The 18946-nt window shown below is 36.7% G+C and carries 16 protein-coding genes and 1 pseudogene; 2 read left to right on the top strand and 15 right to left on the bottom strand.

The window, feature by feature from the left end; all coding sequences use genetic code 11:
* Nucleotides 1-175: 175 nt before the first annotated feature.
* From adhE to BkAM31D_RS06135, 6 genes and pseudogenes are all read right to left on the bottom strand, one after another.
* Nucleotides 176-2776: pseudogene (gene adhE / locus BkAM31D_RS06160) on the bottom strand (bifunctional acetaldehyde-CoA/alcohol dehydrogenase).
* A gap of 54 nt (nucleotides 2777-2830) precedes the next feature.
* A complete protein-coding gene (locus BkAM31D_RS06155; protein WP_066154235.1) occupies nucleotides 2831-3055 on the bottom strand; it encodes a hypothetical protein in 225 nt (74 codons plus the stop codon).
* A gap of 182 nt (nucleotides 3056-3237) precedes the next feature.
* A complete protein-coding gene (locus tag BkAM31D_RS06150) occupies nucleotides 3238-5967 on the bottom strand; it encodes a hypothetical protein (protein ID WP_066154232.1) in 2730 nt (909 codons plus the stop codon).
* A gap of 388 nt (nucleotides 5968-6355) precedes the next feature.
* A complete protein-coding gene (locus BkAM31D_RS06145; RefSeq protein ID WP_066154229.1) occupies nucleotides 6356-7798 on the bottom strand; it encodes a carbon starvation CstA family protein in 1443 nt (480 codons plus the stop codon).
* A 128-nt stretch (nucleotides 7799-7926) separates the two neighbouring features.
* The gene (locus BkAM31D_RS06140; RefSeq protein ID WP_066154226.1) at nucleotides 7927-8661 is read right to left on the bottom strand and encodes a LytR/AlgR family response regulator transcription factor; all 735 of its coding nucleotides are present in this window, start codon (nucleotides 8659-8661) and stop codon (nucleotides 7927-7929) included.
* Nucleotides 8654-10411 (bottom strand): sensor histidine kinase, encoded by a 1758-nt coding sequence (locus BkAM31D_RS06135; RefSeq protein ID WP_066154223.1) that lies wholly within the window; start codon nucleotides 10409-10411, stop codon nucleotides 8654-8656. Before BkAM31D_RS06135 ends, BkAM31D_RS06140 begins: the two co-directional genes overlap by 8 nt.
* 168 nt (nucleotides 10412-10579) lie before the next feature.
* Between BkAM31D_RS06135 and BkAM31D_RS06130 the strand changes: the two genes are divergently transcribed.
* Nucleotides 10580-10666: a YjcZ family sporulation protein gene (locus BkAM31D_RS06130; protein WP_084372178.1), complete on the top strand. Its 87-nt coding sequence runs from the start codon at nucleotides 10580-10582 to the stop codon at nucleotides 10664-10666.
* Between the two features lie 280 nt (nucleotides 10667-10946).
* On the top strand, nucleotides 10947-11321 hold the full coding sequence (locus BkAM31D_RS06125) for a hypothetical protein (protein ID WP_066154220.1): 375 nt from the start codon (nucleotides 10947-10949) through the stop codon (nucleotides 11319-11321).
* A gap of 195 nt (nucleotides 11322-11516) precedes the next feature.
* Here the strand turns inward: BkAM31D_RS06125 and spoVIF are convergent, their stop codons facing one another.
* The 9 genes from spoVIF to BkAM31D_RS06080 all read right to left on the bottom strand — a co-directional run bounded on the left by spoVIF (nucleotide 11517) and on the right by BkAM31D_RS06080 (nucleotide 18888).
* Entirely contained in the window at nucleotides 11517-11777 is a 261-nt protein-coding gene (spoVIF, locus tag BkAM31D_RS06120) for a sporulation-specific transcription regulator SpoVIF (RefSeq protein ID WP_371807185.1), read from the bottom strand.
* Nucleotides 11778-11851: 74 nt separating this feature from the next.
* The gene (locus BkAM31D_RS06115; RefSeq protein ID WP_084138710.1) at nucleotides 11852-11950 is read right to left on the bottom strand and encodes a YjcZ family sporulation protein; all 99 of its coding nucleotides are present in this window, start codon (nucleotides 11948-11950) and stop codon (nucleotides 11852-11854) included.
* Nucleotides 11951-12291: 341 nt separating this feature from the next.
* Nucleotides 12292-12570 carry a hypothetical protein gene (locus BkAM31D_RS06110; RefSeq protein WP_066154217.1) on the bottom strand — a complete coding sequence of 93 codons (279 nt, stop codon included), beginning with the start codon at nucleotides 12568-12570 and terminating at the stop codon, nucleotides 12292-12294.
* Between the two features lie 131 nt (nucleotides 12571-12701).
* The gene (locus tag BkAM31D_RS06105) at nucleotides 12702-13403 is read right to left on the bottom strand and encodes a hypothetical protein (protein WP_157076805.1); all 702 of its coding nucleotides are present in this window, start codon (nucleotides 13401-13403) and stop codon (nucleotides 12702-12704) included.
* A 140-nt stretch (nucleotides 13404-13543) separates the two neighbouring features.
* Nucleotides 13544-14452 carry an NAD(P)/FAD-dependent oxidoreductase gene (locus BkAM31D_RS06100; RefSeq protein ID WP_066154211.1) on the bottom strand — a complete coding sequence of 303 codons (909 nt, stop codon included), beginning with the start codon at nucleotides 14450-14452 and terminating at the stop codon, nucleotides 13544-13546.
* 127 nt (nucleotides 14453-14579) lie between these two features.
* The gene (locus BkAM31D_RS06095) at nucleotides 14580-15014 is read right to left on the bottom strand and encodes a peptidylprolyl isomerase (protein WP_066154208.1); all 435 of its coding nucleotides are present in this window, start codon (nucleotides 15012-15014) and stop codon (nucleotides 14580-14582) included.
* Between the two features lie 133 nt (nucleotides 15015-15147).
* Nucleotides 15148-15783, bottom strand: coding sequence for a bifunctional 4-hydroxy-2-oxoglutarate aldolase/2-dehydro-3-deoxy-phosphogluconate aldolase (locus BkAM31D_RS06090; RefSeq protein WP_066154204.1), 636 nt, complete (start codon nucleotides 15781-15783; stop codon nucleotides 15148-15150).
* Between the two features lie 27 nt (nucleotides 15784-15810).
* Nucleotides 15811-17334: a tagaturonate reductase gene (locus tag BkAM31D_RS06085; RefSeq protein WP_066154201.1), complete on the bottom strand. Its 1524-nt coding sequence runs from the start codon at nucleotides 17332-17334 to the stop codon at nucleotides 15811-15813.
* 57 nt (nucleotides 17335-17391) lie between these two features.
* Nucleotides 17392-18888: a UxaA family hydrolase gene (locus BkAM31D_RS06080; RefSeq protein ID WP_066154199.1), complete on the bottom strand. Its 1497-nt coding sequence runs from the start codon at nucleotides 18886-18888 to the stop codon at nucleotides 17392-17394.
* Nucleotides 18889-18946: the final 58 nt, after the last annotated feature.

Genomic DNA, 18946 nt, shown 5'->3' with positions numbered 1-18946 from the left:
AAAATTAGATCCTTAATCTTTACGTAGGGTTCTACTCGTTTTAGGGGTCTTTAAACAATTTTTTGTTTTTTATGGAATCGTCAGTGTTCATAACTAAAGAAGAAAGCGTCTCAAAAGGTTTTGTTTTGACCTTTTGAGACGCTCTCAGACTTTTGAGACAGACTCTATTGCTCTATTAAACTCCCTTGTATGCTGCCCGATACACTTCTGCTAACTCTTTTACTAACGGGAGCTTTGGATTAGCTGTTGTACATTGATCTTCAAAAGCACGTTCAGCTAAGTAGTCTACTTTGCTTTCAAATACTTGTTCATCAACATGATGATCTCTAATACTCATTGGAATATTTAGTTCCTTAGCTAGGCTTATAATGGCTTGTACGAGATTCTCTACTCCTTGTTCTGTCGTTTTAGCTGATAACCCTAACATCTTAGCAATTTCTACGTAGCGTTCATCAGCCTTGAAATGTTGGTATTTAGGAAAAGCCGCAAATTTCGTAGGTTTTATAGCATTATAACGAATGACATGTGGCAGCAAAATTGCATTGGAACGCCCATGAGCAATCTTAAATTCAGCGCCTAATTTATGAGCTAAACTATGATTTATTCCAAGAAACGCATTGGCGAACGCCATACCTGCAATCGTTGATGCATTATGCATTTTTTCACGTGCTTCTTCATCATCCCCATTTCGATATGCTCTTGATAAATACTTAAATACTAAATCAATTGCCTTCATTGCTAGCCCATCTGTGTAGTCATTAGCCATGATTGATACATACGCTTCTATAGCGTGAGTTAACACGTCCATGCCTGTATCTGCTGTAACATGCGGTGGCACAGAAGCAACAAACTGCGGATCGATGATTGCTACATCTGGAGTTAACTCATAGTCTGCTAACGGATATTTACTATTTTGTTTCTTGTCTGTAATAACGGAGAATGAAGTAACTTCAGATCCTGTTCCTGAAGTTGTCGGAATCGCAACGAACTTCGCTAGTGTTCCAAGCTTCGGATATTTACAAACTCTTTTTCTAATATCTAAAAACTTCTGTTTTAAACTAGCGAAATTTGTATGCGGATGTTCGTAAAACAACCACATTGCTTTCGCTGCATCCATCGCTGAACCACCACCAAGTGCAATGATGCAATCAGGTTGACATTCTCTCATAAGCGCCGCACCTTTTTCGACTGTCTCAATTGAAGGGTCTGGCTCGACCCCTGCAAAAACTTCATATTATACTGGGGTTGGCCGCATACGTAAGTAGTGTAGGATTCTATCTATATAGCCAAGCTCCAACATACCAGAATCCGTGACGATAAAAACGTTTGAAACATCAGACATCTGCGATAAGTATTGAATAGAGTTCTTTTCAAAATAAATTCTTGGAGGAATTTTAAACCATTGCATATTGACTCGTCTCCTAGCCACTTTCTTTATATTGAGTAAATGGACAACACCTACATTTGTAGAAATGGAATTCTTGCCGTATGAGCCACAGCCGAGGGTTAAAGACGGTATATAAGCATTATAAATATCACCAATTGCACCTTGAGAAGAAGGAGCATTAACAATAATTCGGCAAGCTTTCATTCTCATGCCAAATTGCTGAATGACTTCATCATTTTTGGAATGAATGACTGCCGAATGGCCTAAGCCACCAAAATTCAACATCTCACTAGAACGTGTTATTCCTTCTTCCGTTGAATGAACACGATAACATGCTAAAACTGGGCTTAACTTTTCCCGAGATAATGGATAGTCCTCTCCAACTCCTTCTAATTCAACAAGTAAAACTTTTGTCTCATTTGGTACATGGATACCAGCGAGTTTGGCGATATAAGAAGCCGATTTCCCAACAATCTCAGCATTTACGTTACACGTCTCCTCGTTGATAACCAATTTTTCTAATCTTTTGACCTCTTTATCCGATAAGAAATAACACTGGTTTTCCTCAAGTTCTTGTTTCACTTGGTCATAAATCAGATCGTCAATAATAACCGCTTGTTCAGACGCACAGATCATTCCATTATCAAATGTTTTTGAAAGCAACAGATCATTCACAGCTCGCTTTACATCGGCAGTCTTCTCAATGTAACAAGGAACGTTTCCTGGTCCAACACCAAGCGCCGGCTTACCAGTGCTATATGCAGATTTCACCATTCCTGCTCCCCCTGTTGCCAAGACGAGAGCCACTCCTTCATGATGCATTAAAGCTTGAGTTGCTTTGATCGATGGATCTTCAATCCATTGAATACAATGTGAAGGGGCACCAGCTAGAATCGCAGCATCTCGTAGGATTCGTGCCGCTTCACTACTACACTTTTGTGCCGAGGGATGAAAAGCAAAAATAATTGGATTCCTTGTTTTTATTGCTATTAAAGCTTTGAATATCGTTGTAGATGTCGGATTCGTAACAGGAGTTACTCCTGCAACAACCCCAACTGGTTCTGCAATTTCTACCATTTCTTCATATTTATTGCCATTAATAACTCCAACGGTTTTATTATCTTTGATGTTGTGATAAACGTACTCAGATGCAAATAAGTTTTTTATGATCTTATCTTCATAAACTCCACGTTTCGTCTCTCTTACAGCTGCCTTCGCTAATGGCATGTGGTTCTCTAAAGCAGCAAGTGACATCTGTTCAATGATTTCGTCAATCTTCTTTTGATCAAGTTGAAGGAATTGTTCCAAAGATTGCTCTGCCTGTTCAACTAATTGATGAACACTTTTTAAGACCTCTTCTTTATCTACTACTTGTTTTTGTTCGATCACCTTAATACCTCCTATTTGTGAATAATTTCACAAAGTCATATAAAAAAAATAACATTACTGGCATACTGGATTTCTAGGAATTTTCGTAATTGAAATTTCATCAATCATTCTTGTACCTCTCTTGATGATACAAACAAAGTTACTTGTCCATATATAATCCGGAATTGAGTGATCAATAAACATCATTGCTTCAAACTCATCATTGACTAATTCCTCAAAAATCTTTTGTGTATAAACTTCAGTGTCTGTCGAAAAATCTTTCCACTCACATACAATCATCTCAGATTCTCCCTTCTCTATCATTTTGAATTTGAATTCGAATTCTTGCTTTTATTATAGTTATACTTGTCTGTTTTAGAAGTGATTCTCATCACGACCTGTTCACTTTTTTAGCCGGCTATTACATCAAAAATATAAAAAAACTCACTCTCTTACCTTTCGCTAAGAGGTGAGCATAATGATTAATACACTAGTTGTAACGTTCTTTCTCTTTTTTCCATTAATTCAAATTGACGCAACTTTAATTTAAACAAAGTTAATGGATCGACATGAATTTCTGGGTTAGCTTTTAATTTCCTTAATTGTTCATTGTTTTCGTCGATTTGCATTTCTGCCTCTTTTACGGTTTCATTTAGTACTGTAAAAGGACTTCTGAATGACATTGAAATATCACGTTCTAAGCCTTTTTCAAACAATTCAAACTGCATCATAAACTGATTCGTAATTGTTTCTGTCACTTGCTCATAGTTCTCATTTTGTATAAATTTCTTGTACATATTTAAGATCATGTTTTTGTTCGAAGGAAGAGCTCCAAATAACTTTCCTGAGCTTTTTAGTAATAATTGTGATGGCGTTAATCGTAATAACACATTTACGTCATCTAGATGAACTCCGGTTGTCATTCTGTCAATATCACGATGCCAGTCATCTAATACACGAAAATCACAACTCATTTTGAATCGTTCTTCTCCATATAAAGCATTGAAACCTTCGCTCATCTCATTTAAGTAAGATTGACTTCGAATAAATTCAACATTAGAAACTTCAAGCCATTGTTGGATAGAATTTTGAAAGTCTGGTAGTAATGAGTCGGCAATATATTCATGTATTTTTCGATTCATTTCTTGATTTAAATCCAGATGAAGCTTACGGAAATCGCTCGTTTCATTGACTAGACTGGAACACTCTTTTAATAAGCTAGGGATAGCAGCTTTAAGTTTTCTTCTCAACTCAATCTTAATAGAGTGATAAGCTTGTTTAATCACTTGAATCTTTTCTTTTTCAACATCCTCTAACTGATGAATGGCTCCATTCAATTTTGTCACAGCTTCCTCATACCAATGAACCGCTTCAATTCGTTCATTTTCCATTTCTACTCTCTTTTGTAATAAGTGTGTGATCGTTTTACGGATAAATAGTAATCGCTTTTCTTTTCTTTCCTGATTCATATCTCGGTTAGCAAAGATTGATCTAACTAGTTCATTTAAGCCTCTTAAATGAGGCTTACTAGCTCTAGATGAAAAGGCTAGAACATTAGCATTCGGAAAATAAGTGTGGATTCTCTCACTCGTTTCCTCTAATATCCGCGTCGCCTCTTGTTCATTAAAGACATCAATTTTATTTAAAATAAAGTGGATTGGAAGATTAGGAGCTAACTGTTGAATGTTTAAAATCAATTTCCTTTCTTCATCTGTAAATGGCGTATTTGCACTTAGAACAAATAAAAGGCCATCTGCAATATGAAGCACATTAGAATCTTTAATCTCTTGCTCTCCATTATACGAAGGAGCATGAATGATTGATAGATGATTGTCTCTTAAAAAAGGTGACGGCATCTTAAAATCAATGATTGATGGACGACGTAACGCTGTAATGGTCTGAAATTCTTCAAGTGATAGATCTTTCTCAATATTAGCATCTGTAACTTTATTAATTTGCGATTGCTCGTCATTTCTAAATAGAATATTTGCATGACAACCCTCCACAATGGAGTGCCCTAGAATTTCATTTATAAAAGAAGACCTTCCATTACCAGAGGTTCCCGCAACTAATACGTGATGAGTATCTTCATCTATTAGTTGCTGGACAATCCATTTTAATTGATATCCTATTTCTAACTGATGATGAACTGCCCACTTCTCGATTGACTCAAACAACTCTAAACTTTGCTCTAATTCAACAGATTCAATATTTGTTTGTTTAATCAACGCTTCTGCCGCGTGAATCGCTTCATCATCTAAACTTGATGGAAACGTTTCTTCCCATGCCAAAACCGCAGATGCAGTTACTAGTGGTGTGTGGGAAACCTTTAACCAATTTGAGAGAAGCGATGGAATCACATCTTTAATTTCGTTAATATAATAAGTACCACCAATAAGGTCACTATACGTTTCATGATATTGCTTTGAAAGGTCTATCCAATTGTTCAAGGAGCTATTTTCCTCAACCTTTTCAAACAAGTCATTAAATGTCATAATCCAATCAAAATAATATGGCCCATTTTGGTAGCTTTTCCAGAATGATAAGATCAGCTGTTCCGTTCTATTTTGATCAACTGTAGCAAGTTTCACAATGACTTCTGTAAAATAACTAGGTTCCGTTGTCTTTGTGAATCGCTGCTTCACATAACCATTTAAAGCATCAAACCATTCAATTTCACCCGTTCTCAATGCCTCATTCACAGCAAGGTCAACTACACTGCTGTAGTCTCTGTATTCTTCAAAGAAAGAGCGAGCAATAGCCGTTACATTTGGATAATCCGGGTTTAATTCTACTGTGTTTTTTATGATTTCTGCTGCCTTTTCAAGTTGTTGCTGCTCCATATAAAGAGAGAACAGCTGAAGGAATACTTCTGTATGTAGAGTCAGATCATCAGCATACTCAATAGATAAATAGATATCTTTGGCTTCTTGAAGCATTCCAAGCTCGTAATAGGCATCGGCCATATTTTTCTTAGCCCAAGGCTGTAAATCATTATGAATATTTTCCCACTTAAAGATGGCTGCTTCATAATCTTTATAGTGGTAGTACACTTCTCCTTGTGAGAATCGAATAGAGGACAGATCAGGCAATTCATTCTTTAATTCAGTAAGAGCAGTATCGGCCAACACTTCAACGATATCTGCTTTTTCATTCTCTTTCAAAAATCTTTTATAATATTTCTTTTGGATTAATTCATTTTCTAAATTCATACGTTCATTTCCTTCCCCCGGTGTAATAAGTAAATGAGATCCAATTTTCTTTTCCTCATATTGACTATATTAAAACATACGTAGCATTATCCCGATATTGTAACAAACTTTTTTAGTTTATAAGTTTCAGTTATATTTCAATTTTGCTACAAAACGTCATTCCTATTAATTATTTTTACACATTTTTAGATATTTCAGGAATGCTAACAATCTAGCACCCATCTTCACTTACTAAATACTGTACTACAACCATAGTTAATTTTACTATAACAAATTGCTATTCTCTCTTTGAGTACGCTCATCTCAAACTTTATAGTAATAAAAATAAAAGAGTGCCTTAAAAGATCTGTTATGACCTTTTAGACACCCTTCTCCTTTTGTCTGACTGTTAAGCAGCTTTATTTACTTCTTCATCTAACTCGAAATTCTCAATTGCACGGTTTAGTTTTACTTTATAGGCGAATAAACCAAGCACTAGGATTGTGCCAATTGATGCTGCTAAATAAGCTGTTGGCATCGCCCAACCAAATCCTATCGGTGCACTAAAGATAAATGTTAAAGAGACCATTGTCATAAAAGTAGCTGGAATCGTAGCAACCCAATGAAATTTATTCTGAATTGCTAGGTACATTGCTCCGACAAATAACGCAATTGCACTAAGTGCAGCATTTGTTACACCAAAATATCTCCATAAAAGAGTGAAGTCCATTTGAGTCAATATAAACGAAACAACAAACAATGGTAATGCAATCCAAAGACGACTAGCAATCTTCATTTGTGACACATTTACATAATCTGCAATAATCATACGAGCTGAACGGAAAGCAGTGTCTCCTGAAGTAATCGGCAACACGATAACACCAAGGACAGCTAATGTTCCACCAATCGCACCAAGTAACGTAAAGGCTACTTCACTAACGACTAAACCAGCCCCACCAGTCGCAATTAATTCATTTAAATCAGTTCCATAGAAAAGGCTCATTGCCGCAGCTGCCCAAATCATCGCAATAATTCCTTCAACAATCATCATTCCGTAAAAAACCTTACGACCGTTTTGTTCATTTTCTAAAGTACGTGAAATAATAGGTGATTGGGTCGCATGGAAGCCAGAAACAGCCCCACAGGCAATCGTAATAAATAATATTGGAAAAACTGCTGTTCCAGCAGGATGCATATTTGCAAGTGTTAATTCAGGAATCTCGGCACCAGTTACTAGTAACATCCCACCTACACCAATCGCACTAACAAGAAGTAAGGCACCAAGGATCGGATATACTTTTCCAATAATTTTATCAACCGGTAGCATTGTCGCAAAAATATAGTAGATAAAAATGACTGCTGTAATCACACCTAATGCAACCCAACCATTAAATAAATTATATAAAAGACCAGCAGGCGCTGTCACGAAAACGGTTCCAACTAGTAGTAACAAAAGAACAGCTACTACGTTGACAAAATGCTTCATGAATTTTCCAAGAAATTTCCCAGCAAGCTGAGGCAAGTGAGCACCTTTATTTCGAATCGAGATCATACCTGTTAAGTAGTCATGAACGGCTCCAGCAAATATACAACCGACAACGATCCAAATAAAAGCTACAGGTCCATACAATGCACCCATAATAGGTCCGAAGATCGGTCCAACACCAGCAATGTTTAATAGCTGAATTAACGAATTTCGATTTGTCCCCATTGGAATATAATCGACTCCATCCTTCATACTATATGCAGGAGTAGGTCTAGCCTCTTTCACCCCAAACATTCTTTCTATAAATTTACCATATGTGAAATAAGCTATAATTAAAAGAGCAATCGATACTAAAAATGTGATCATGAAGAACACCTCTTTCATTTAATGAATACGCTTTCATTATAACTAGACACAATCAATTTGTGTCTAAATTGTGATAACATGTCTGAAGAGCCTACTAACATGTATAAAATCATGTCCTAGATGTAACGTCACAACTCTAATTGCTCTCTCAGCGCTTTCACATAATTTCTACTTACAGGTATTTCTTCTTTTCTCCCTACAACTTTGACTTGATAGGCACCATTAAACCATGGAATTAGTTGTTCAACCTTATCAAGGTTGACTAGATAACTTTTGTGAGTTCGAAAAAATGGAAACCCATTCAACTTTTCTTCTAACTCTTTTAATGGAGTCTTCGTACTAAATATTTGATTACTTGTACATATCATCGTATCTCTTTCTTCGCGAAAAACATATGAGATTTCTAGTGGAGAAAGATATATAATACGTCCTTCATGTTCTACAGCAAGCCTTGCAATTTTGACAGGTTTTTGTTCACCCCCTTGTTCTAGCGCTAATCTTTCTTGGACCCTAGTCATTGTTTCCGATAGCTGATCTTCATCAAAGGGCTTAACCAAATAATCCAAAGCTTGAACACGAAATGCCTTAGCAGCATAGTCAGGATAGGCAGTAGCAAAAATAATGATAGGAACTTTTCTTAAGCTTTTAAGTGTGTTAGCTAACTCTAATCCAGACATTTGCGGCATCTCAATATCAACGAATACAACGTCCGGCTCTTTCTTCATAACGACTTCTAATCCTCTTTCGCCTGAATCGGCCTCGCCAAGTATTTCAATATTCTCATATTGCTTTAGTAAAAAGGATAATTCATCACGACTATAAGGTTCATCATCAATAATGACTGTTCTTATTTTTTTATTCATTGTGTTCCCTCCTGTTTAGAAGCGGGAGCTGAAACGAAACAGTTGTCCCTTTTCCTTCCTCGCTTTTCACATTCAACGTAGCTTCTACACTATGCATCATTTCCAAACGACGATTCACGTTAAAAAGCCCTATTCCCGTACCTGTATGTGACCTGACTTTATCTTTTCCAAGCTCTTCAATCTTCTCTTTTCTAATCCCTTTTCCATTATCTTTTATTGCCACAAGAACCGAGTTAGAAAGCTTCTTCACCTGGATCGTAATTTCACTATTGCTTTGTAACTCCTTCACCCCATGCTTAATCGCATTCTCAACAATTGGCTGCAACGTCATTGGTGGCAATTGGGCATAGAAAGCCGCATCATCAACATCATAATGAACCGTTAACTTATCGACAAATCGAGTCTGCTCAATTTCTAAATAGGCTCGAACATGCTTCAATTCCTCCTCAATTGTCGTTACCGTTGCCGTTGTTCCAGCTAAATTGGAGCGAAAAAAATGCGAAAGTGCTACTAGCAATTTTCTAGCTTTCATTGGATCCGTCCGAACAAGGGCGACAATTGTATTTAGGGCATTAAATAAGAAATGGGGACTTACTTGTGCTTGCAACGCCTTAATTTCTGCTTGTTTTGCCAGTTCAAGATGTCGATCCACTTCAGATAGTTCTAACTGATGGCTTAGTAATGTTGATAACCCTTTGCTTAATTCAATTGTTGTCGGTGAAGGACTTTTTTCTGTCTTAAAATAAAATTTCAATGTACCAATTGTTTCATCTTTTATTTTTAATGGAGCAATGATTGCTGAATGTAATGGACAATGCTCTACATTACAATGAATCTCCTTTGAACTAGCAATTACAAGCTCACCTTCTTTTAAAACTCGTTTCGTTGCAACTGTTTTGATCTCTTCATTTATTAGATGATGATCACTCCCCGTACCGACATATGCAATAATTTTCTCTTTATTTGTAATGGATACCGCATCAACAGGCAGCTCTTTTAATAAAATTTTACATGTCGGTACTGCAGATTGCGGTGTTAACCCTTTGCGTAAATACTTTAAAGTTAAGTCCGCAAGCTTTAACGCTTTTTGTGCTTGGAGTGATCCCATTTTCTCTTCTTCATGAATAACATTACGGATAATTAAAATAAAAAGAGCTGTTCCAATACCATTTGCAATAATCATCGGAATTCCAATACTCTCAACAAGTCTTATTGAGTGTTCAAACGGTCGTGCTACAAGTAAAATAATCCCCATTTGAACAGCTTCTGCTAACATCCCTACTACTAAAGCTGTCTGCAAGGAAATGATCCGGTTGTTTCTATTCTTCTTATAAAAATATCCTGCAATGGCCCCTGCGACAATAGACGATAATCCACATGCAAAGCCAGTAAAACCACCAAGGAGATATCGGTGTACGCCCGCTATAACTCCGGCACCGACGCCAATCTTCCAGCCACCTAATAAACCAGCAACAACGACTCCTATCACCCTTGAGTTAGCAATAGCTTCTCCTTCTCCTATGTCTAACACCCAACGAGAATACGTTGCTTCTACTGCATTAATCGTTAACCCTGTATATGTACCAATAATGCCAAAGAAACCGAACATGAAAATAATACTAAGGTGATTCTTCCTTGAAATCTCCCTTTTCTCGATTAACTGACGTATAAAGGGTAATCGAGTCATGACAAAAGCGACTGTGACGATAATCCCTAAACGCTCTAACATTACTACTATTAATTCCCACATCTTATAGCCTCCTGTGAAAGCAACAGCTCAAACAAAATATAGCTTTCATTAAAAGATCTCGGTAAAGGTGGCATTCGCCTAATTTTCATAACCAATGATAAACGCCCATCCCAAATAACGCTTCTAGGCATAAGTATATCTTGTAATAACAAAAAGGAGGAATTTATTATGACTCACACAACTGGCATGAGTTTCGCGTTACTTGTTGTTTTATTTATTTTATTAGTGATTGTTGGTTCAGCCTATTTATGTTAGGTAAGTAGTTCCCTAACATTCATTGAGGGTAGATAAAAAAAGATCTCTCTTTTAATCTATCCTCTTCATTCTTGGCCAAGCCCCTATTCCTAAGGTCCTTCTATATTTGCTTCCGATAGCTTTACTTTTCCCACAGAGTTTTTCCTTTACACTATTTTAAAATATTCTTTTCTTCAATAGGAAAATAACATAGAATTAGTTTTTTATTTCTGTGACATCTCCCCACTCACTCTCCTTCATTCTGAATAGACTAATGTTGAAAGGAAAGGAGGAGCGGCGAATGAGCAAGAAAAAAATTGAGTTTGATTATGATCTTGGTTTTGATCTTAATCTTGACTTAGATGAAAAGGAGATACCAGGAGACTTCCATGAACGATTTATTGAATTATGTCTACAAAAGTTAAGGAAGAAAAAAGAAGCCAAATTAAGCCTTGCTGAAAATGAAAATCAGTCAGAAGAAGTCTTTATTTCTCCAACTCCTAATGTTGAAGAAGTAGATGTAGAAAATACAGAAGATGTAGAAGAAGTCTCTACTGTTGAAGACACGCCAAAAGAGGCTACTAATCAACAACAAACTGAAAACCTTGATCAAGAAATGAAACAACCGAATCAGAAAAAGAAGAAGAAGAAAAAGAAAAAAAAGAAGAAATCATAACAGAATGATATGCCCTGACTTAATTCATCTCCTCTGACATTTCTTGATCGATATAAAAGGTAAAACTATACTCAATAAAAGTGTTGTATTAAGCTATTGGACCGTTCGCCAAGCCTTTCTTGGTGACGGTCCAATAACAACACAATTACGTTCAATGTTAAAAACCTTGTAACACCTGTTACAAGATTTTTAACATTATTTCTTTTGATTTAACATTTTAGAAATTGTGTCAAAGTTGACTGAATTTGAGTCTTTTAAGAGAGTCTGTACGATTTGATCTTCCATTTCCTTTGTTACCTTTTTATTAGCAACTGTGCTTACTTCTTGGATAATTCGTCTGACCGTTTTCTCGTCTTGAAAGTTCGCATTTTGAAATGAGTTAGCCAATTTGAGGACATCTGTCATTTTGACGCCTGTTTTATTTTCCATATTTTGAAAGAAACCTTTTCCAAACAAATGAAATCCTCCTCATAGTAGGTAGGTAGAGAATTGTTCCAAATACATGGAACAATTCCTACATGTCAGTCATATTAGTAGCCGTAGCCAACGTATGACGCGCCGATGATGATTAACAAGATGAACAATACTACGATTAACGCAAAGCCACCTCCGTGTGCATATCCAGACATGTAGAACACCTCCTTAACCATTATGAATAGCAGGTTTGCTACTATTCTTCGTTACTATATGCAAATCTTTTTCCACTGGTTTGGGTTAATGTTTAATTTTCTAAAGAAACTTAATTGATTTTTTTGCTGTTTTTGTATACTTTGTTGCCATTGTGATTAAAAATGCTTCTCATGTTCGTTCCATTGCAAGGAACTATTTTCAATACCAACAAGCTTTACGAAATATCCTTTTAAATAAAAAATAATCCCCTAAAGGTAGACAGAGTCTACCTTTAGGGGAGCATAGAGTTCAAACATTTACGTTCCTCTTAACGTTCACTGAAAAAACTATAAAAGCAGACTTAAAACCACCAAAACCCCCGATTTGTTTGTTCTTTCATTTCATCTGCATCTTTTGAGTCAACCGACTTAGACGGTGCTGGTCGCCCAAAAAGAATGTCAGCCCACGGATCATACATCCCAGCTTTTTTCTCTTCCACTTTCTCTTCTTCTTTATCCATTTTTGGAGTGTCTGCTTCCACTTTCTTCATTACTGCTTCTTCTGCTTTCTTATTTTCTTTCTCAGGCTTAAATGTTTCTGGTTTAGGCGGAACGCTTTTTGGTGCCCGTTTCATCGACATATTCATTCTCCTTTACCATTAAGATATGGTAATACATTATGGAACATGTCGCTTTTATGTTTGGGTTTTTAGGTATTTTTAATCGACTGGGAAAATGGCCCAGGGTTTAGTGTAATTACCAATATGATTCGTTATAAGATCATGACATTGTCCAAACTATTAAAGAACCGTTTTGATTGAAACGGCTTAGATTCAGCTTCCTTGCTTAATTCGATAAATTCATCAACCTTCATCTTTACTTCTTTTTCAAGTGAGTCAATTCCCAAAACTGGTTCACTTTCATACTCAGTTACTAGCCAACTCGCTAATCGGGTTGGCGACTTCAAAACGTTAAAAGCTGTAATCACATGTTCATTTGTGAGTGATTCCAGTATTCTCAATACTTGTTCGAGCTTTTTGGACATTTCAGCTTCATTCGAATCCCAACTAGCCTCTAATATGGATAACATCTTTTTTATTTTTAACACTACTTCTTGATCAAATTCTTCTCTAATTGGTAACGCTTCTATCACAGAAGCAAACGATTCATCTCCAACCATAATCATCTTTGGATCAATTCCATCGATTTTCAGAAAGCCAATGAATACAGTAGGTAAGTATACGTACTGCACAAACCCTGTAACCGCTTTAATATCAGGGAATAACAAACGAATTGATTCATTTTGTCCGGATTGTCGATTGATAATTTGACCGATGAAGATTAAGTCATTTGGTTTATAAATTTGATTAATGGAAGAAAACCAACCATCACCTTCTTGGACTTTTAGTTTCCAATAATCAGGATATTTATATTTACACAATGTAACACCTACTTTCGTATAGAAACATTTCACAAAGAAGGCAGTCCTAGTACTAAATAAAGGATCTGCCTTCTTGTTTTCTTCCAAAGACTATTATCTATGCTTTTCTCCTTTAGATTATCATACTAACATCGCCATAGCTATATATTGAAATCACATTGTCATTCCCTTAATTACCAATCTTCTTCTACTAGCTCTTTATTTAGGAACACAGCCGTTTCATAGCCCTCACTTGCCGCACCGATTAAACCTGTAAAACGCTTGGCTGCATCACCAATAATAAATAAACCACTTACTTTTGTTTTTCCATGCTCTTGTGTTTCAAAGGCATGCTTCTCATTAAGTTTCACACCTAATTTTTGAGGTAACATTGAAGCTTGTGTTGCACCAGTATTTATAATAAACCCTGCTTTACGATGAATCATTTCCCCGTCTGTAAACACTACATGCTCTAACATGCTATTTTGCGATTTGAACTTCTCAATAGGTGTTTCGATTAAGCGAATATTGTGATCATTTAATTCTAATTTCTCTTTTTGATTTAACATTGCTGGTCCATTCGTCGCAACAATTAGATCCTTGCTCCAATTATAAATCAATCTGATCTGATGAATTAATTGCTTTGTATTACCTATAAGAACAATCGGTTGGTCACGATGTTCCCAAGCATCACAATAAGGACATGAAAAAACGGTTTTTCCATAAACGTCCTGAAGTCCCTCAATGCTCGGAATATCTTCCTTTAATCCGGTTGCAAAAATGACCTTCCTACTAAAAATAACATCCTCTGTCTCAGTCATTGTTTTAAACTGTTGTTTTTCCTTTAGAACGTCTTTTACTACCCCTCGAATAAGTGTAACATTCGAATATTTTTTCATTTGTTCATGGGCTAGTTCTCTTAATTCAAAAGGTTTAATTCCATCTCTAGTCAAGAAACCATGAGACTCGTAAGTTACTTCATTTCTAGGATGAGCCGCATCAATTAATACTACGCTACGTCGTGAACGTCCTAGTACTAAAGCTGCATTTAATCCCCCTGGTCCACCACCAATAATGACTACATCAACCGTTTTTTGAATCATCTCTTCACTCCTTACTATGAAGCTAATCCATTTTCCCAAAATTAATTCTCGATTATGTTGTTAGTTGAAACAAAAAAAGCAAAAATAAAGAGGCAGACTTAGTCTGCCTCTTTTATAATCGCTTATTCTATTCTTCCCAAACTTTTACTTCTTGCATCGTATCGCCTTGCTTAATACGATATACCGAATCAAGACCTTCAACTACTTGTCCAAAAACAGTATGAACACCATCTAAGTGAGGTTGTGGCTCATGAACGATGAAGAATTGGCTTCCGCCCGTATCTTTACCAGCGTGTGCCATTGATAGTGAACCTGCTACATGCTTATGAGGGTTCCCTTCTGTTTCACATTTAATGGAGTAACCTGGGCCACCTGTACCGTTCCCAATTGGGCAACCACCTTGTGCAACAAAACCAGGAATGACACGGTGAAATGTTAGACCGTTGTAAAAGCCTTCATTAGCTAATTTCTCAAAGTTTTCAACATGCCCAGGTGCTGCCTCAGGGTAAAATTCAATAACGATTTTTTCACCATTCTCGAAAGTAATAGAACCTTTTTTCATATGTATAGCCTCCAATTTTATAGATTCACTTTATTGTACACGATTCGGTTTCCAAAGTGAAATTGAAAGTATTCTTTGCAAATTCATCTTAAAGTAGAAAGGCTGTTTGAGACTCACTCAAACAGCCTTTCTCTTACCCTCTAGCCTCTTGAACTGCGGCAACAAAACTCTTTGCTTTTTCTGTAATTTTTTGCAGTGCTTCATCATTTATGTTGGTAGGAACAAGAGTACTTCCTACACCAAGTCCAACCGCTCCTGCTTTAATATAATCAGAAGCGTTATCTAGGTCAATCCCTCCTGTGACCATTAGTGGAATATGTGGTAGCGGTCCTTTAACATTTTTAATATAAGTTGGTCCTACAACCCCAGCTGGGAAGACTTTAATCAAGTCGGCTCCGTTTTCGTAAGCGGTCAAAATTTCAGTCGGCGTAAATGCTCCCGGAATACTTAATACACCATATCTTTTCGACATTTTAATTGTATCTATATTAACTGTCGGGGAAAAAACAAACTTTGCACCCGAAAGAATAGCCGCCCGAGCAGTTTCAGCGTCCAAGACCGTTCCTGCACCAATGATAACATCTTCACTAGCTAATTCAACGGACGCTTTTTCAATGATTTCTATCGCACGTGGCGTTTCTACTGTAATTTCAAGTGCTTTTACCCCTCCTTCTCTAAGTGCTTTTCCGATTTCTACAATATTTTCCGGTTTAGATCCACGAATAACAGCTACAATCCCACTCTCCGTAATTTGTTCCAATAATCCCATTTTTTTCTCCAATCCGACTTTTGTCTCTTATTTTGTTGCTAGTTCAGTTCTCTTCTTTACACTTTCTTTCATTCCATCCTGTAAAATGTTACTCAAAAATGCAACAAGCATATCTTGTAATCCGATTATCTCATTTAAGTTCATGCCCCACAGGTCACTTCTCTCAAGTAATCCACTAACTAAATTTTCTAATCCAGACTCACTACCATCAAAGTCATTCCAAGCATTTGAAAAAGCAGTAATTGCTTCTTTATTATCTCGAATCGTATATTCATCAGCTTCTCTTTTTCCAATTAAAAATTCCCCTTCTGTACGGTCTGAACGGTAATAAACAAAAAGAGCTGCAAGTGAGAAGACGATTGATCGAGGCAAACTATTCTCTGCCTTTACGTAGTCTAATAAAGATGGAATTAAACGCGATTTAAATTTATAAACAGCATTCATACCGATATCAGCCAAATAGTGCTTATTGTAAGGGTTTAAAAATCGTTCGATAACCGAATCGACAAATTGTCTTTTCTCTGAGTCTTCCATCTTCACAGTTGGTAAGATTTCTTCATAGATACCTTGCTTAATAAATTCACTTAAATTTTCGTCTTCCATCGCCTCTAAGACCGTATCAACTCCCGATAAATAACAAGCTGCGAACATCATTGTATGTGGGCCGTTTAAAAGACGTACTTTTAATTCTCTGTATGGGGTAACGTCTCCCCATTTAACATTTAAACCAGCTTTGTCAAAAGGCAGCCGCATTGAAACATCCTCATTTGCCTCAATTGCAAACATGTGATAAGGCTCCCCTGCTGTTAACAAAACATCTTCATAACCTAAAAGCTCATTGTACTGATCAATGTTATCTTTCGGGTAGCCCGTAACGATACGATCAACCAAAGTGTTACAGAATTGATTGCACTCCTCCACCCATTGAATAAAATCAGTTGATAATTTCCAGTCTGTTGCATAACGAACGACAAGCTCTTTCAAAACATCTCCATTACCTTCAACTAATTCACAAGGAATCATTACTAGCCCAGCATCAGGACTGCCATTCATCACTTGATACCGATGATACAAGAAAGCCGCTACTTTACCAGGAAAGGATAAAGGTGAACTCGTTGGATTATAGGCTTCTTCTAAATAAGTTAAACCAGCTTCTGTTGTATTGGAAAAGACAAACTCAAGATCTTTGGATTCAGCTACTTTCAGTACCTGCTCCCAATCACTATATGGGTTAATTGCTCTAGATATTGATGAGATGATTTCATTGCTTTCAACTACTTGACCATTTTCAATTCCCCTTAGCGCTAACGTGTACAAACAATTTTGCGCCTTCAGTTTAGGAACAACTTTTCCATGTGGAGTTGGTTGAATCGCCACTACTTTTCCATTAAATAAGCCTTGCTTATTCATCTCATGAACCATCCAGTCAACGAATCCTCTAAGGAAATTCCCTTCACCAAACTGAATAATTTTCTCCGGTAAATCGTCTTGCTTCTCATATTTGACATTAGCTGATAGTTCTGCTGTAATCGAACGGCTTAATTGTTTCACATTTCTTCACTCCTTTAGTTGTTTCCCTTTTTCAAAACATACTACTGTAAGAGATACTTATAAAATAACACCGTCTTTGAAGATAGAAATTTCTTTAAATCCGTATCTTTCATTATTGGTGTGTTCCTCACCAGAAGCGATTTGAATGATGTATTCAAATAATTCGTCAGTTACTGTGTCCAACTCTTTTCCATTTACGAGCTCTCCTGCATTAAAGTCGATCCAATTTTTCTTTTTCTCGAAAAGCGGTGTATTTGTAGACATCTTTACCGTTGGAACTGGGCCACCGAATGGCGTTCCTCTACCCGTAGTAAAAATCACAATGTGAGCTCCTGAAGCTGCCAAAGCTGTCACGGAAACTAGGTCATTTCCCGGTCCTTGAACTAAATTTAAGCCAGGAGTTGTTACCCGTCCACCATATGGCAAGACATCGTTCACTGGTGCAAATCCACCCTTTTGTACACACCCTAATGACTTTTCTTCTAAAGTGGTAATTCCACCTTTTTTATTTCCAGGCGATGGATTTTCATAAACAACTTGATCATGTTTAATGAAATATTCCTTAAAGCCATTCACCAATTCAACGATCGAATTGAAAACCTTTTCATTTTTTGCCCGATTCATTAATATTGTTTCAGCGCCAAACATTTCAGGTACTTCTGTTAAAACGGAAGTGCCGCCATGGGCAATCAATTTATCTGAAAACGAACCGACTAATGGGTTAGCTGTAATACCAGAAAAACCGTCTGAACCTCCACATTTCAATCCAACCTTTAGCTTTGAAACAGGGACTTCTTCACGCTCAAATGATTGTGCGTATGTGACCAATTGCTCTATTAACTCTAACCCGTCTTCTAATTCATCCGATGCTTCTTGAACACCTAGAAATTTGACTCGATTGTCATCATATTCACCGATCACCTTTTTAAATTCACTGATATGATTGTTTTCACAGCCTAATCCAAGCACGAGTACTCCAGCAGCATTAGGATGGTGCACTAAATTACTTAATATTTTCTGTGTATTTGTAAGGTCGTCACCGAGCTGAGAACACCCGAATGGATGCGGGTAATGATAAACTCCATCGACTCCCTTTCCTCTAAAAGATTGGTCTGCTGTCTTTGCTAAAAGTTCTGCTGTTTTGTTAATACAACCAACTGTATTAACAATCCAAATTTCATTACGAATTCCAACCTCACCATTTGTGCGGACATACCCTTTAAACGTTCTTTCTTGTACAGGTTTCTGTGAGTAAGAAGTAGTCTCTGGTGAATACGAATACTCCAACGTTCCAGATAAGTTCGTCTTCGTATTATGAGTGTGTACCCACTGACCTACCTGAATGGCTTCTGTTGCATGACCAATCGGAAAACCGTATTTGACCACATCCAGTCCTTGTTCAATTCCTTTAATTGCTACTTTATGACCAACGGCTACATCTTCCTGTAGCACGATTTCATTATCTTCAAATGTAAGGGTTTCCCCTTTTTTGTAATCTTTAAGTGTAACTATTACATTATCAGCCTTATTTACTAAAATATAAGTAGAATTCATGCTGACCTCCTTTAGTAATATTAGAGTTTAATAAAATAACAACGTTGTTATTTTTAAT

This window comes from Halalkalibacter krulwichiae (assembly GCF_002109385.1).
Taxonomy (GTDB): Bacteria; Bacillota; Bacilli; order Bacillales; family Bacillaceae_D; genus Halalkalibacter; species Halalkalibacter krulwichiae.
Note: the sequence above shows the minus strand (reverse complement) of the source record. Positions and strands in the feature narration are given on the sequence as shown.